The following is a 16,220-nucleotide window of genomic DNA, read 5'->3' as shown; positions in this document are numbered from 1 at the left end:
GCTCTTTCACTCATTCGCTCTTTAAAATTACCAGTTCAACGCTTTAGTGAGCGGTTCCAGCAGACGATTATAAGCGATATTAGCCGCTCCGATAAGGAAAACAACGCCTGTGGTGCGGTTGAAAATTTTGACAACACGGGGTGTAAATAGCCGCTTGAGCCGGTTGGCGTAGTAAGCCAAAGCCGATTCGGTGGCGAAAACCCCAACCAGCGAAGCGATCATAAACGCATATTGCTGGGCTTCGGTGTAATGTAAATGCGACCGGATATAAGCTACAATAGCCACCCAGGCTACGAAGTTGACCGGATTGAGCGCATTCAGGAAAAAGCCCGTCGAGAAATAATAAACGAAGTTGCCAAACCGGGTTTTCGGGTACGCCAGACGGGGCGTTCCTTTTAGAATATTGACCAATCCCAAGGCTACAAGAAAGATCACGCCAACAATAGCCATCAGATTCTCAAAACCCTGAATCTTAGGAATAAATGAGGTGCCGACCAGAGCGGCAATGACGAAAATTATATCGCCGACAATAACACCCATTACCATTTTTAGCCCTGAGCGAAATCCGTTATCGACGCTATTTTGAATTAAGGCGAAAAAAACTGTTCCAAACGTAAGGCATAGGGCAACGCCCAGTAAAAAGCCGAAGAGAATTGGTAAAAACACAGATTGTAAATTGTATAGTTGTACGGTTATACAGTCGTAAAGTTGTTTTCCGGCAATAGGTGTAGACTCGCTACCTATCTATCGGACTATAACTGTACAACTAGTTAAACGCTATAACTGTTAGATTCCCCGTAATCGGGCAACGATTAGCAAAGCACTTACGCTGAGCGCATCGGTAATCTGGCTGGTCATAGCCATATTAACTGCTTCAGCTAAGGGAAGCTTCCAGACACGAAGTTCTTCCGTTTCTTCGGGGGCGCGTTCGCCCTGAACAAGGTCTTCGGCAATGTAGAGAAAGCCCTCTTCGTCGGTAGCCGAATTTGATGTGTGAATACGGGCAATTTGTGTCCACTTGCTGGCTATCAGGCCCGTTTCTTCCTGCAATTCACGCTTGGCAGAATCGAGCGGCTCTGTGCCGATAGGGGAGCCACCTTCCGGAATTTCCCAGGAATATTCGTTCAGTGTGTATCGGTATTGACCAACCAGATACGTATTACCCTCGGCATCGATAGGCACTACGCCAACGGCTTTATTTTTAAAACTAACAACACCATAAATGCCCGGTGTACCGGCTGGTGTTACTACGTCTTCGTGGCGAAGTGAAAGCCACGGATTTTCATATTTGACCGACGAATTTAGCGTTTGCCAGGGATTATCGGTTGCATTTACATGATCAGACGTTTCAATCGAAACATTCTTATTTGATGAAGAGCTATCAGTCATCTACAACGAAAAGGTTGTTCTACAGCGACAAAGGTAGCCGCTTTCGGTAATACGTAGCATAACTATTATTTCGCTGGTAGTTGTTAATATGCTACGTATTGTATAAAAAAAAGACACTATTGAAATTTAATTAAAAGATAGCTGGGATCACTGGTCGCTCCTGCTAAATCGGCTATCTTCGGACTGGTACATAATCTAACCAATTTCATGCACAACAAACTACTCTTAACCAGCCTGTTGCTGGGAGGCTCGCTGCTTGCCAATGCTCAGGAAGAGAAACTGGATATGGCGACTATCCAGAAAATTAAAACCGAAGGAATACAAAAATCGCAGGTGATGGAAACGGCTTTTTACCTGACCGATGTAAGTGGCCCCCGGTTGCAGGGACCCGGTTTTATGAAAGCCGCGAACTGGGCTAAAGACAAATTGACGGGATGGGGCTTGCAGAATGCGCGGCTGGAACCGTGGGGAGAATGGGGGAAAGGCTGGACTGTTGAACGCTGTTATCTGGCCATGACGGCTCCTTACTACAAGTCAATTATTGCGGTGCCCAGAGCCTGGAGTGGCAGTACCAATAAATTACAGGCTGCTGAGATTCTGTACATTAGTTCAACTGATACCACAGCCCTGGAAAGTTATCGGAGTAAACTTAAAAACAAAGTTATTCTGATCGATCAGTCGTATAAAATTCCGCCCACTTTCAAAGCTGATGCGGCTCGATATACCGACGAAGAATTGCAGAAAATGGCTAACGAAGCACCACCCAGCCAACGTAGCGAGGGCGATACTACGTTCCGGAGTCGTATACGGGCGATGCGTACCCAAAATGCTTTTAACCAGAAAATGCGGAAACTCGCCAAGCAGGAGGGCGCAATTGGGATGCTCAGCACCACCCAGAATAGTATCGACGGTACGTTGTTTGTTAGTGGCGACTACGCTAACGCGGCAATCGGTGCTACACCCGACGATCTGGCCGATCTGTCGATAGCTGTTGAAGATTACCTGACCCTTTGCCGACTCATGAAAGCGGGCGTGCCCGTTAAGCTGGACGTCGACGTAAAAACAAAGTTTTTTACCGACGATACGAAAGGATATAACGTACTGGCCGAAATACCGGGTACTGACCCAAAACTGAAAGATGAAATCGTGATGCTGGGTGCTCACTTCGATTCGTGGCATGCCGCAACTGGCGCTACTGACAATGCCGCTGGAAGTGCAGTGATGATGGAGGCCGTTCGAATCCTGAAAACGATTGGCATTAGCCCGCGACGTACCATTCGGATTGCACTCTGGAGTGGTGAAGAACAGGGATTGCACGGTTCTAAAAATTACGTAAATAATCACCTTGTTGATGCATCGAACAAGCTGACAAAAGAAGGCGATAACATTGCCGCTTATTTTAACCTCGATAACGGAACTGGTAAAGTTCGGGGCGTTTATCTGCAGGGTAATCAGGCCGTTGGCCCAATTTTCTCACAGTGGCTAAAGCCGTTTAATGAGTTGGGTGCTACCACCATTACGCCTAAAAATACGGGTGGCACCGACCACCTTTCGTTCGACCGGGTTGGACTGGCCGGATTTCAGTTTATTCAGGACCCGATTGAATACAGCACCCGCACACACCATACCAACATGGATACCTACGACCATCTGCAACCCGACGATCTGAAACAGGCAGCAACCGTAGTGGCTGGATTTGTATATAACGCGGCAATGCGCGATCAAAAACTTCCTCGTAAAGCCCCTGTTGCTCAGGCTGCACGGTAATAGCTACGTAGTATCATCAAATAATTCAGGCTGATACGATACGTAACGATTTACGGGAACGTAGCAGCCTGAATTATTTTTAACCTGTCATTCAAGAGCGAATCTTTCAACATGAAATTTACTGGCCTTATTTTTCTCTTTCTGCTACTCTTTCGGTTTAGTCAGGCACAACCTATTCGATATGAGGTTTCATTTCCAAACGCCATTCACCACGAAGCGCAGATCAGCCTGACGGTTACGCAATTGCCTAAACAGACGGCTATTTTTCGGATGAGCCGTTCGTCGCCGGGGCGTTACGCTACGCATGAGTTTGGTAAAAATGTCTACAACGTAGTGGCAACGGATGAGCAGAATCAGCCGCTTGTTATTACCCGAACCGATGGCGATGTGTATACCGTTCCGACGCACAAAGGAACGATAAAACTCACGTATACAATTTTCGGAAATTACCCCGATGGTACGTATATGGGCATCGATCCGCAAAGTATCCATCTGAATATACCCGCTACGTTTATGTGGGTCAAGGGATTGGAGCAACGTCCGATAGAAGTGAAATTCAACGTACCGGGCGAAAATATGGGCGTAGTAGCAACGCAACTCGTTTCGACTGGTGATCGCTTTACGTTTACGGCCCCCCATCTGCAATATTTCATGGATTCGCCCATAAAGATTGGTAAACTCAATGTCAAAGAGTGGCAACGTAGCAATAGTGATGGGAAGCCATTGACGTTTCGGGTGGCGCTGGAAGCTGCTGTTCCTGATTCGACAGCAGATGGTTTTGCGAAGAAAATCACCCGAATTGTTGATCAGGCGAAAGCCGTTTACGGTGAATTTCCCAAGTACGACTACGGTACGTATACGTTTCTGGCAAGCCTGAATCCCTACGTTCGGGGCGATGGTATGGAGCATCGAAATTCAACGATGATTGCGGTGCCAATTGCGTTTACTGGAACAGAACGTGTACTGGGCGTATTTGCCCACGAATTTTTTCACTCCTGGAATGTAGAACGTATCCGCCCCAAAACGCTGGAGCCGTTCAATTTCGAGAAAAGCAACATGAGTTACGAGCTCTGGTTTGCCGAAGGATTTACCCAGTATTACGGAGAATTATTGCTGGTGCGTGCCGGACTTACGCCTGTTGAAGACTACACACGCATTCTGACTAGCATTGTATCGGGCAAGCAACTGACGCCCGGCGGTACGTATTACTCGCCAATCGACGCCAGTTGCCATGCTGTTTTTGTGGATGCCGGTGTTTCAATTGATCGGTCGAATTACGCCAACATGTTCACTTCGTATTATACGTATGGGGCCGCCGTTGCGCTGGCGCTCGATCTGGAGTTACGGCAACGGAATTTATCGCTCGATACGTACATGCAGGCTGTCTGGCAGCGTTTTGGTAAAACCGAACAGCCCTATACGGTCGATGGGTTGCAGACGGTTTTGGCGCAGGTAACAACGCCCGATTATGCCCGTTCTTTTTTCAGTAAATATATATACGGACACGAACCAATTGATTATACTACGTTGCTGGCAAAAGCTGGTTTAACCATTAAAAAAGCGCAGGAAGGCAAAGCTTGGGTGGGTAATATTCGATACACCGAGTCCGAGAAAGGGCCGATGTTGAGTGTCAGTACGGTTCGGGATACACCGTTTTACAAAGCCGGAATCGATATTGATGACGTTATTACGTCTATTGGTGGCCAAACTGTTGCCAAATCGGCTGACGTTACGTCGGTTTTGAATCAACGTAAACCCGGTGAAACAATTGACGTAGCTTATCTGCACCGAGGTGAGGCTAAAACTGCGTCTGTTATGTTAATCGAAAATCCCGCGATTCTGGTTGAGCTGGCCGAAAAAGCAGGTCAATCAGTTACGCCCACCATGCAGGCTTTTCGCGATAAGTGGCTAAATGCGAAGGCTGTTAACTAAAGTTATCAGGTGGATGGTTAAATCGGGGGAAAAATAGCTTTCAGATAAAACAGGAGTAACGTAACCGTATTACGTAGTACTGTTTTATCAGAAAGCTGACCCGCCGAAATGAAGACGTTTATCATCTACTGCCTAATTATTTGGGCAACCGTATTGGCTCCAAATTCTTCACTTTTTGCACAGGAGTCAAACTTTCGTTGGGAACAGGTCGCGCCAGGTGTCTGGAAAAGTGCCGCAGGTGTACCCGAAACTATAACCCCTTTGTCGATTGCAGGCATAACTCCTCGTCTGGATGGCCTGAAAAAATTAGGCGAAAAACCCTTTCCAAACGCGCTGGCTGAAAGCGTATTTCGACATACCGATGGGAAAACATACCTGCGATTTCCACTTAAAAAAGGTGAGCAACTATTTGGCTTAGGCTTGAATTTCAAATCGGTACAGCAACGTGGAACTATTAAAATGCTGCACGTCGATCATTACAACGGTAAAGACAATGGTCGTACACATGCACCCGTCCCGTTCTACGTATCGAGTCTTGGTTATGGAGTTCTGATTAACTCCGCCCGCTACATTACCGTCTATGCCGGAACGGGTGTTCGAGCCGACGGTAAAGACGTACCACCGGAAAAAGATCGTAACACCCAGCGCGACTGGAGCGCCCAACCCTACTCCGATGCGGTGGAAGTACTTGTGCCTGCGGCAGGAACCGAAGTGTATGTGTTTGCTGGTACCAATCCAATGGACGTAGTACAGCGGTATAATCTATATTGTGGCGGTGGTACGTTGCCGCCCAAGTGGGGACTGGGCTTTACACATAGAACACCAACCTTGTTTTCTGATGGAAAAATTTTGCAGGAAGTAGCTGATTTTGAGATGAAAGGATACCCACTCAGTTTCGTGGGGTTGGAGCCGGGTTGGCAATCGCATTCCTACCCGAACAGCTTTGTCTGGGATAGCACCCGATTTCCAAAACCAAAACAGTTTCTCGATGAATTACTGGCGAAAAATATTCGGGCCAATCTGTGGATGAATCCATACGTATCGTCGCACTCGCCTATTTTCAGAGACGTATTACCGTTTACGGCTTCGCACATGGTTTGGGTGGGGCGTGTGCCGGATTTTACGATGGCAAAGGCTAGAGATCTGTATCAAGATTTATTTACGAAACAGCATCTCGCAAATGGTATTTCGGGCTATAAAGTCGATGAGGTCGACGGTTATGATAACTGGCTCTGGCCCGACGTAACAACTTTTCCGTCAGGGATTAATGCTGAACAGATGCGCCAAATTTATGGGTTGCAATTTCAGAAAATGACCGATGGCTGGTTTCGGCAGCAAAATCGTCGGACGTATGGACTAGTACGTGGTTCAAACGCTGGTGCATCGGCCATGCCTTACGTCATTTATAACGACTATTACGATCACCGCGATTTCATTACGGCGCTCTGTAGTAGCAGTTTTATTGGTGTATTATGGACTCCAGAAGCACGCTCGTCGAAAACATCGGAAGAATGGCTTCGGCGTATGCAAACCGTTTGTTTTTCGCCGATGGCCATGCTCAATGCCTGGGCCGACGGAACAAAACCCTGGACGTTTCCGGACGTAGCACAGGAGGTAAAAGACGTCATGCTGCTACGTATGCAACTCCTGCCGTATCTGTACACTACGTTCGCACAATATCACTTCGAGGGAAAACCACCGATTCGGGCGATGCAACTAGTCGATGGCTTTACGTTTAATAATGAGGCCGTGAATGGTCAATTAAATTCGATCGATAATCCGTATGCAATGGCTACTCGGAAAGATTTGAACGATCAGTTTATGGTTGGGGATTTCCTGCTGGTAGCACCGCTGTTTGCCGGTGAAAAAATGCGCAAAGTGGTATTGCCCGCTGGCAAATGGTACGATTTCTACACGGGGAAACTAGCTGGAGAAGCTGAAATTATTGAAATCACTCCCGGACTCGCCAAAATCCCATTATTTGTGAAGGAAGGTGGCATCATTCCGATGATTGCGCCTGTTGTTCATACACCAACTAAAGATCAGAAATTACCGTTGACGGTACGTTTGTACGGGAAAAAAGAAGCAGAATGGTCTCTATATGACGATGATGGAGAGACGTTTGATTACGAAAACGGTACGTATACCTGGACGCGGCTTGAGGTGAAAAGAAATAAAAACGGTACGTTACTTGGATCATGGAATCCTACTAAGAATACGGGCTTTCACTATACTACTGTTGACTGGGTATTTATGACTCCATAAGTCCAGTAGGATAGTATAAATTGTTGATTTGTTAAAAATTAACCACGTAATGAAACGCTTCTGTTGATGCTTTGAGCCTATCTGATTTATCTCCGTTGAATGGAAACAAGGCCGTAAATCCCTGCTGAAATCTTTATCTTTGCACTACCAAACACGATTTCATCAGGCTTCGATGAGTGCCAATCAACAAACTAAATATCGCTGGATGGGTATCTCGCTGGGGCTGAGTATTGTCCTGCTGATTCTCAAATTCACAGCGTACTTTTTAACGTATTCAACGGCAATTCTGACCGATGCCGTTGAATCGATTGTGAACGTAATAGCTAGCGGATTTGCCTTTTACAGTATCTATCTCGCTGGGCAACCCGCCGACCAGAACCATCCGTATGGTCACGGTAAAATTGAGTTCCTTTCATCCGGTTTTGAAGGGGCGATGATTTTATCGGCTGGTCTGGTTATTATCTGGCAGGCTATTCTGAGTTTTTTCGAGCCAAAGGTATTAAGCAATCTTGATTGGGGGCTAGTGTTGGTAGCGGTAACGGCTTTGGCCAATGCATTTGTCGGCTGGATGCTCATTCGAACAGGACGAGCAACCGATTCTGCCGCGCTTACTGCCGATGGAAAACACCTCCTGACCGATACGTTCAGTAGTGTAGTGGTTATGATTGGTGTGGCGTTGGTATGGCTGACTGGCCAGTTGTGGATCGATAGTGCATTATCGTTAGTGCTGGCCGTCGTGATTATATACAATGGCTCTACAATTACACGTCAGTCGGTTGCTCGGTTAATGGATGAAACCGATATTCCGACACTTCATCGGGTTGTTGACCAATTGAATTCCCACAAAGACAATAATTGGATTGATGTCCATAATTTACGGGTTCAGAAATATGGGGCCGACCTTCATATCGACTGCCATCTTACCTTGCCGTATTACTGGGAATTGCATCAGGTTCATGATGAAGTGCATCACTTTGAGGACACATTGAAAGATGGTAACCAAGGAGAAGTTGAGATTTTTGTACATACCGACCCCTGTCAGAAAGAGTGTTGTCACTATTGTCGGGTAGTGAACTGCCCAGTACGTGCTTTTGCTTTTGTACAAGACGTAGAATGGACGGCAGAAAATTTGCCCCTCAATCAAAAGCATTTTGTGCCCCTCACCCTGCCTATTACGGATTAAGTTTCCAATATACGGATTGTGTATCATTAAAGCCGAAACATGGCTTTGACTCTGTAAGTAAATTTTACTATTCTTTTACCATTCGGTGGATTGGTAATTGCCGAAAAATAAAAATAGGACTATGATCTATAATTCATTAACGTAATATTAATGAGTTACCTTACTTTTATATATTCACTTTCAGGATTTGTTGGGTTCATAAAGTTGTACTATAGCAATTTTTTAAAGAAGATTACGTATGAAAAAGCTCTTCTATTTATTTATTGTATTGCTAAGTAAGCCATTAGCAGCCCAGAATAACACATTTTTAGGCTCCAGAGCAGGGATAAACAATTCTACGGGTATTGCTAATACGTTTGTTGGTAATCAGGCTGGCTTTAGCAGTACTACAGGGCAGGCGAATGTGTTTGTAGGTAGTCAGGCTGGGTATAGCAACACATCCGGAATAGGTAATCTATTTCTGGGCCAGCAGGCTGGTGCCAACAGCAATGGTTCCTACAACCTGTTTATTGGGAACGGTTCAGGAAACGGTAATACCAGTGGAGAGGGCAACACGGCTATCGGAGATGGGTCGTTTTATAATAATTTATCTGGACTTGAAAACACCGCCATCGGCCGGTATGCAGGCATCAATAATACGACAGGTTCCCGAAATACCTTTATTGGGGTAGCCGCTACCAATCCGGTGGGCAGCGGTAACCTGACTAATTCGACGGCTATCGGTTTTAATGCTGCCGTAACAGCCTCCAACTCCATGATTCTGGGTAATACTCAGGTGAATGTGGGTATCGGCAATACGGCTCCTGCCAACAAGCTGGAGATCACCAAAGGGGCGGCTAACCAGTCGGGTTTACGGTTTACCAATTTAACCAGTTCCTCTCCGGCCAGCGTAACGAGTCAGTATAAATTTCTGACCGTGAATGCACAGGGGGATGTGATTCTGGGCAGTTTGAATACATCTACTCGTGAAGGCGTTGCTGAAACATTATGGCAGCGGAAAGGGACATTTCTGCAAAGCGTTCAGAATGACGCTGTTATAATCGGTGAGGGGGTGAGTAAAACGCCAGCGGGTTATAATCTGTTTGTAAGCAGAGGGATTTTGGCGGAGAAAGTGAAAGTTGCTGTAAAAAATACCTCTGATTGGAGCGATAAGGTTTTTGACGATACGTATGAGTTGAAGGGATTACCTGAAATAGAAAATTACATAAAAGCGCACAAACATTTGCCGGGAATTCCTTCTGCTCAGGAGATGGTGGAAAAAGGAAACGATTTGCATCAGACGGACGCCAAGTTGCTGGAAAAAATTGAAGAATTAACGCTCTATACTATCCAATTAGAAAAAGCGAATCGAGAGCAGAAATCAATTAATGACCAACATCAACAAAAACTTCAGAAACAACAAGTCGAAATTGAGGAGTTACGGCAAATGATGAAGTTGTTAATGAAAGATAAATAGAATCTTTAAAGCGAATAATTTGAAATCAGTCACTTAAGATTTTGTTGGTACAACGGCTCAACTACTCTCTGATTACAGGTAAGAGAAAAGTATAAGCGCATTTGATCTTAGCTTCAAAACTTGTTACTAGTCTTATTGAATGGTGCCAATTGTAGAACTATTTAGTTTAGTTTTACAATTGGCATTTTTATTAATATTAAATATAACAAAACTATGAAAAGGACTACTATAAGAATCAGAAGAATGTATATGCTTGCCATGTTGCTAGGCTTAACTGGAGGGCTACAGGCGCAAATTCGGGTAGGTATGCCTACGGGCGTGGTTGAGGGATCGGCTACACTTGATGTCAATGCTGGCGCTTATCCATCAGGTAGCCCATACCGTGGTTTACTGATGCCAAAAGTAAACACGTCTCAGAGAAATCAGATTCAAAGTCCTGCAACTGGTTTAATGGTTTTTAATACGAGCACCAATCAGATAGAAGTAAATACAGGTACGCCGGGAGGGCCAGTCTGGACTCCGGGAGGGGCTGTTAGTGGCGGTGGTGGTGGTGGGAGTAGCTGGAATCTATCAGGTAATGCTGGAACAAGTGGTGGTAATTTTTTAGGAACCACAGATAATGCTCCTCTGTATTTTAGGGTGAATAATCAGAACTCAGGCCAGATCAATGTATCGCAAAATAATACCGGTTTAGGTTATATTTCGATGAATTTAGCTACTACGGGTCTGGGAAATTCGGCTTTCGGATCGTTGGCATTAACCAATAATACGTCTGGAAATTATAACACAGGAACGGGTTTACAGGCACTAACAACAAATACTACAGGAACCGGAAATACGGCTTTTGGAGCAACTGCTTTACAGTTTAATGTAGGCGGTAATTTTAATACAGCCGCAGGTTATCAGTCATTAAGAAGCAATACGGCGGGTATAGGAAACACTGCTGTTGGAGCCGTTGCATTGTTGGCCAATACAACGGGGTCAAATAATACGGCATTGGGACAGGTAGCTTTGAACAAAAATATATCCGGCGATCAAAATACGTCTATAGGCGCTGGTACTATGGAAAATAATACTACTGGTTATCAAAATACAGTAGTAGGGTTCAATGCTTTGAAAACCAATACAACAGGATATGTAAATACGGCTGTGGGAATAGATGCTTTATATAACACTACAGTAGGGTATGCTAATACAGCTATTGGAGCTTCGGCTTTAGAAGATAATATAGAGGGAGGTGGGAATATGGCTGCCGGAGTCCTCGCGTTAAGTATTAACACAAATGGGGTAAACAATTCTGCAGCAGGTACTAATTCATTACGGTATAATGTTACCGGAAATTATAATTCGGCTCTTGGTTACGATGCAGGACCGCCTTCTGGAAGCGGAAATTTATCAAATACTACTGCAATTGGCGCAAATGCCAAGGTAAATGCGAGTAACACAATTGTGTTGGGCGACAATCAGATTTCGTCGCTACGTTGTAACGTAACATCAATATCAACGCTTTCTGACAAACGTATTAAGGAATCTATCAAAGCCAACGTACCAGGGTTAGGCTTTATTACCCGTCTGAATCCTGTTACGTATTACGTTAATAAACAGAAAGAGGCTCAATTAGTTGGGTACAATACGACCAATATTCAGCCAGATAAAGTACGCCATAGTGGTTTTCTGGCGCAGGACGTTGAAGCCGCAGCAAAAGCCGTCGGCTATGATTTTGAAGGGGTAAAGCAGGAAGAAGGTGGAAAATACTACACGCTTGGTTATACACTATTTGTAATACCACTCGTACAGGCAGTAAAAGATTTGAACACGGAGGTAGAACAGCTTAAAGCGAAAGTTCAGGCAAGTGAAACAGCTTATAATCAATTGGCCGCACAGGTAAAACAAATGCAGGATGTACTTGGGGTGAAAAGTGCAGAAAAAGCAGCTAAGGCAAGTAAGAAATAGAAACCTTATCCGATTTCCGGAAAGGAATATAATTAACGTAATTGGCCCTATATACGATTTGTGTATAGGGCCAATTTTTTTGACTACTTGCGTACTACGTCTGATACAAACGGAACGAGTAAAACAGTTAAGCATGCATAGCAAACTGCGGGTAAGGCAAGAATGGCAGCCGTTATAATGGACAGTAGATAAAAACTAGATACATAAAGTTCATAACTGGCCACCATCAATAGGCATGGAATAACTAACAAACTCAGCCAGCCAGTAAAAAAAATAGGATCAGCGATGGGGCCAGTACGTAGTGCCTGGGTGAAAAAATAAATAGTTGCCAGAAATGCGATAAAATCAATTCCCCAGAAAAGCCAAAGTAGTGCCATACTATTAATGACCCGGAATGGGCAGTTAAGTAGTTCGATGAAGTAAAACTAACTTCACCAATCTGGCCTTACTAAATCAATTTTATAATTGGGGCGTATGAATTGATAAATAGTAGATTTCGCTATTTATCAGGTTATTCCAAATTCCTGATCTAACCGATTAAAGTCTTACAGATAATCGACGATACGTTTTCCCGAAATACCTTTCTGGAATTCCTGACGTAATACAACCGCCCGGCGACGAGGATGTGTGGTTATATATTTAATACGCATTTTAAGCGCAAAACTGATCAACATATAACAGCCAAATAAACAACACAGAATCACCAGCGACATCGTATTGGATATATTCCGATGTAGCAGAAGGAACGTAATGGTATTGAATAATGACACGCCACACAATACCATAGTCGCTTCAATATGTGATAAACCATTGTCCAAAAGAATATGGTGCATGTGGTTTCGGTCGGCCGAAAAAGGTGATTTCCCTGAAAGAATTCTAACCAAAAAGACACGTAACGTATCAAAAATTGGAATGATTAGAATGACAATTGCAATAATCGGTGCATTAAAAAAGGCAGTTGGTTCGTAACGATAAGACGCATTTAAGCTAACGAAACGAACGGCAAAAAAGGCGAGCATGAATCCAATGATTAACGAGCCTGTGTTGCCCATAAAGATTTTGCTGGTTTTTGAAAAGTTAAACCGCAAAAAGCCGATTAGCGCGCCAGCCAGCGTAAATGCCAGACAAGACATTGTAAAGTGATTGGTTAGCAAAAACCATCCACCAAACGTAGCACTGGCTATTGTTGCAATGCCACCCGCCAAACCGTCGATGCCATCGATTAGATTTATAGCATTTGTTAAGGCGATGAAAATAAAGCAAGTAAGCGCTATTCCAACAATACCACTAATGTGGTAAAAACCGAAAATACCATATAGATAATCAACGCGTAAATCACCGAAGAAAATCAGAATCATAGCCGCTAAGACCTGAAAGAGAATCTTCTTAGTAGGGTCAATTCCGACTAAATCATCCTTGATTCCAATAAAGAACAGGATTGTCATACCTACAATGGAAAGATTGGTACGATAAATGTCGGTTTGATCAATGCTGGGCCACAGGAAATAGCCAATCAGTACGGCTGCGAAGATAGCAATGCCGCCAAACGTAGGCGTCGGAACCGTGTGTGACCGTCGTTCGCCGGTTTTTTCCATGAGCGATTTAAGCTCTGAAATCTTGATAACAACCGGAATTGAGACGATAGAAACAAACGTGGCCACCAGAAACGAAAGTATACACTGGTACAAGCCAAGTGTAAACAGTTCATCACTGAATTTATGTTGCAGGTACGCGATAAATAAATCAATATTCATAAGTCAGAACAGTTAAATGCAGGCGTTCTCACCAGGTTACCCCCAGTTTTTTTACTGAGGTGCTGTTTATTTCGATACCACTGTACACTTTACAGTACGATGATAGGTAAAATTCACAGCTTTATTCAAGTACTGTACTAAAATTTGATTAAACGGTTGCATCGGGTTTTGCGGGAGGCTTTGTCATATACTGCGTTATTTTACGTAACGGTTTTAACCAAAGCGTGAAAAAATAGGGTTTCATTCCATTTAGTTTCCAGGCTAACTTATCGTCACGGTTGGCTTCCAGTCTATTCGATAAGCTACTGTTACTCACACCGCCCGCCCGCATTACAATCGTTACTTCATCCATGTAAGCAAGCTTAGCTTTATTTTTATGAATGAAACGTAATAGTAATTCATAATCGGCCGCACTCTTCATATCCGTTCGAAACAGTCCGTGTTGATCATAGAGCTCTTTTTTTGCGAAAAACGAAAGATGGCCGGGCATCCAACCCCACATAAAATCATTATCGCTATACCAGCCTGAACGCCAGTAGCGCTGTATTTTTTGGGTGTTATCGCGATGTACATAGATCATATCGCCATAAACAGCATCGCTGCCAGTACGTTCGAACGTAGCAACCATGTTCTCAATAACTCGATTATGCCGATAAAAATCGTCAGCATTGAGCAGCCCAATCACATCGCCGGTAGCCATACGAATACCCTTATTCATGGCATCATACAAACCTTTGTCCTTTTCGGATATAAATCGTGCAATTTTTGAACCGTATGATTTTACGATATCTACCGTACCATCTGTCGATTTTCCATCAACAATAATGTATTCAATATCAGAATAGGTCTGATTGAGAATTGATTCGATACAATCACGGATATGGCTTGCCCCGTTATAGACAACCGTTATAAGAGAAACTTTCACGAGTTAATGATTCGTTGACGAACCCAGGTTGCTGGATTCCCTTGATAAATACCATGCGCATTTAATGATCGCGTAGCCACTGAATTGACAGACAGAACAGCATGTGACTCACAGGTAACACCTGCACAGACAACCGACCGAGCACCAATCCAGACGCCATCAGCCAAAGTGATTGGGCGGGTCGTTAGATCGAACGTTGATCGACGATAATCATGATTACCTGTCAAAAGCATACTTCCCTGCGATAGGCAGGCATGGTCACCGATACGTACTTCACTCAAATTGTCGATCCAAACCTGTTCACCAATCCAGACGTGATTGCCAACCTGAAGTAACCATGGATACTTTATATTTACGGCTGGCTTAATCATTACACCTCGCCCAACTTTAGCACCAAACAAACGCAAAACAGTCAATTTTAATTTAACTGGAATGGGTAGGTACGTGTTCAGAAAGAAGGCATTGACTAAAAACCAAAGCACGACCTTCCATTTCGGCCCCGGATTGTACCAACTATTATCGAATCGGGATAAATCGGTTTTACCTGAAATCTCCGATTCCGAACGGCCATCACTGCTGATTGGCTTGTTCAAGTTTGTTTGGTCGGAGGTCTTTTCCATATTCCGTTCGGAAATAATTGATAAGTGCTTCTTTATCATCGCCAACCCGCAGTTTGACTTCCATTAGTTTGGCATCAACCAGAAAACGATACCAAAGTGCCTGTAAAAAACACCAAACGAGTCCCGGTCGTCCATCCAGAAATCCCATCCGGATAAAATACCGATAGATAAAGTAGAGAATCGGGCGCGTAAAGAAGGGCATCGATGCGTACTTCTCCTTTAGATAACGAATTCGCTGCTCCTGCGTGCCAAATAAACGGGGCTGTACCTTATCGGCTTGATCGAAATGGTGGCGATAATTCAGTAAATTAACCATTTCCAGAATTGTGTAATGGTTATGTTTCTGAGTCCACCAGGTCAGGTTATTTAAATTATGGTCAACAATGTCGTTGGCAAACTGAATTGATTCTCCTTTTGTCAGTTTAATGTGTTCATCGTGCCAAACCTGCTCGCAGAAACCATCGCCCCGTCGCCAAAGCCGGAGTAACCAGATGGGATAAAAACCACCATGACGCATCCATCGATTCAGGAAAAATACACGACGCTTTACATATACACCACCAACATGGCTTGGTAAGCCCATCAGACGCTGGTTAATTTCAGCCGCTAACTCAGGCATTACGTACTCATCAGCGTCCATCCGCATCAGCCAATCGGTCTCGAAAGGCGTATTGGCAATCCCGAAATTAAACTGAGTGGCATAGTTTACCCACGCATTCTGCACAACTATAGCTCCCATCGAACGGGCTATTTCTACAGTTTTATCGGTAGAAAATGAGTCGACGATGAATATTTTATCTGTGAATGGAAGCAGACTCTGTAAACAGCGAGTAATGTGCTTTTCTTCGTTATGCGTCAGAATAATGACAGATACGTCGGGCATACTCTAAGTTACTATTAATGCAATAAATAGCCGGAAGTGCTACTGCTTGTAGGAAAAAGGTGCTATTTTTACAAGATCCTCTGGCCGGTATAT

Annotated in this window: 13 protein-coding genes; 6 read left to right on the top strand and 7 right to left on the bottom strand. The window is 44.2% G+C overall.

The window, feature by feature from the left end:
* Window positions 1-27: 27 nt before the first annotated feature.
* Window positions 28-666, bottom strand: a complete 639-nt coding sequence (locus tag ACYVD4_RS16925; RefSeq protein ID WP_460947779.1) for a LysE family translocator — start codon at window positions 664-666, stop codon at window positions 28-30.
* Window positions 667-786: 120 nt separating this feature from the next.
* Window positions 787-1,389 (bottom strand): NUDIX domain-containing protein, encoded by a 603-nt coding sequence (locus ACYVD4_RS16920; protein ID WP_460947776.1) that lies wholly within the window; start codon window positions 1,387-1,389, stop codon window positions 787-789.
* Window positions 1,390-1,596: 207 nt separating this feature from the next.
* On the opposite strand from ACYVD4_RS16920, the gene ACYVD4_RS16915 reads away from it, so the two are divergent.
* The 6 genes from ACYVD4_RS16915 (at window position 1,597) to ACYVD4_RS16890 (ending at window position 11,945) form a co-directional block, all read left to right on the top strand.
* Complete coding sequence (locus ACYVD4_RS16915) at window positions 1,597-3,156, top strand: M28 family metallopeptidase (RefSeq protein WP_460947774.1); 1,560 nt, start codon at window positions 1,597-1,599, stop codon at window positions 3,154-3,156.
* Between the two features lie 111 nt (window positions 3,157-3,267).
* Entirely contained in the window at window positions 3,268-5,088 is a 1,821-nt protein-coding gene (locus tag ACYVD4_RS16910) for a M61 family metallopeptidase (RefSeq protein ID WP_460947772.1), read from the top strand.
* Window positions 5,089-5,196: 108 nt separating this feature from the next.
* Window positions 5,197-7,353 carry a glycoside hydrolase family 31 protein gene (locus ACYVD4_RS16905; protein WP_460947770.1) on the top strand — a complete coding sequence of 719 codons (2,157 nt, stop codon included), beginning with the start codon at window positions 5,197-5,199 and terminating at the stop codon, window positions 7,351-7,353.
* A 172-nt stretch (window positions 7,354-7,525) separates the two neighbouring features.
* Complete coding sequence (locus tag ACYVD4_RS16900; protein WP_460948606.1) at window positions 7,526-8,536, top strand: cation diffusion facilitator family transporter; 1,011 nt, start codon at window positions 7,526-7,528, stop codon at window positions 8,534-8,536.
* Between the two features lie 238 nt (window positions 8,537-8,774).
* The gene (locus ACYVD4_RS16895) at window positions 8,775-9,992 is read left to right on the top strand and encodes a bZIP transcription factor (protein ID WP_460947768.1); all 1,218 of its coding nucleotides are present in this window, start codon (window positions 8,775-8,777) and stop codon (window positions 9,990-9,992) included.
* A 213-nt stretch (window positions 9,993-10,205) separates the two neighbouring features.
* On the top strand, window positions 10,206-11,945 hold the full coding sequence (locus ACYVD4_RS16890; protein ID WP_460947766.1) for a tail fiber domain-containing protein: 1,740 nt from the start codon (window positions 10,206-10,208) through the stop codon (window positions 11,943-11,945).
* Between the two features lie 83 nt (window positions 11,946-12,028).
* Here ACYVD4_RS16890 and ACYVD4_RS16885 read toward each other — a convergent pair whose 3' ends face one another.
* The 5 genes from ACYVD4_RS16885 to ACYVD4_RS16865 form a co-directional block, all read right to left on the bottom strand.
* Window positions 12,029-12,322 carry a hypothetical protein gene (locus tag ACYVD4_RS16885; protein WP_460947764.1) on the bottom strand — a complete coding sequence of 98 codons (294 nt, stop codon included), beginning with the start codon at window positions 12,320-12,322 and terminating at the stop codon, window positions 12,029-12,031.
* A 168-nt stretch (window positions 12,323-12,490) separates the two neighbouring features.
* Window positions 12,491-13,699 carry an undecaprenyl/decaprenyl-phosphate alpha-N-acetylglucosaminyl 1-phosphate transferase gene (locus ACYVD4_RS16880; RefSeq protein WP_460947762.1) on the bottom strand — a complete coding sequence of 403 codons (1,209 nt, stop codon included), beginning with the start codon at window positions 13,697-13,699 and terminating at the stop codon, window positions 12,491-12,493.
* A 148-nt stretch (window positions 13,700-13,847) separates the two neighbouring features.
* Window positions 13,848-14,624, bottom strand: a complete 777-nt coding sequence (locus ACYVD4_RS16875; RefSeq protein ID WP_460947760.1) for a glycosyltransferase family 2 protein — start codon at window positions 14,622-14,624, stop codon at window positions 13,848-13,850.
* Entirely contained in the window at window positions 14,621-15,244 is a 624-nt protein-coding gene (locus ACYVD4_RS16870; protein WP_460947758.1) for a WcaF family extracellular polysaccharide biosynthesis acetyltransferase, read from the bottom strand. Before ACYVD4_RS16870 ends, ACYVD4_RS16875 begins: the two co-directional genes overlap by 4 nt.
* Window positions 15,195-16,127, bottom strand: a complete 933-nt coding sequence (locus ACYVD4_RS16865; RefSeq protein ID WP_460947756.1) for a glycosyltransferase family 2 protein — start codon at window positions 16,125-16,127, stop codon at window positions 15,195-15,197. The genes ACYVD4_RS16870 and ACYVD4_RS16865 overlap by 50 nt, the downstream gene beginning before the upstream one ends.
* Window positions 16,128-16,220 lie beyond the last annotated feature (93 nt).

Source organism: Spirosoma daeguense (assembly GCF_054776875.1).
Note: the sequence above shows the minus strand (reverse complement) of the source record. Positions and strands in the feature narration are given on the sequence as shown.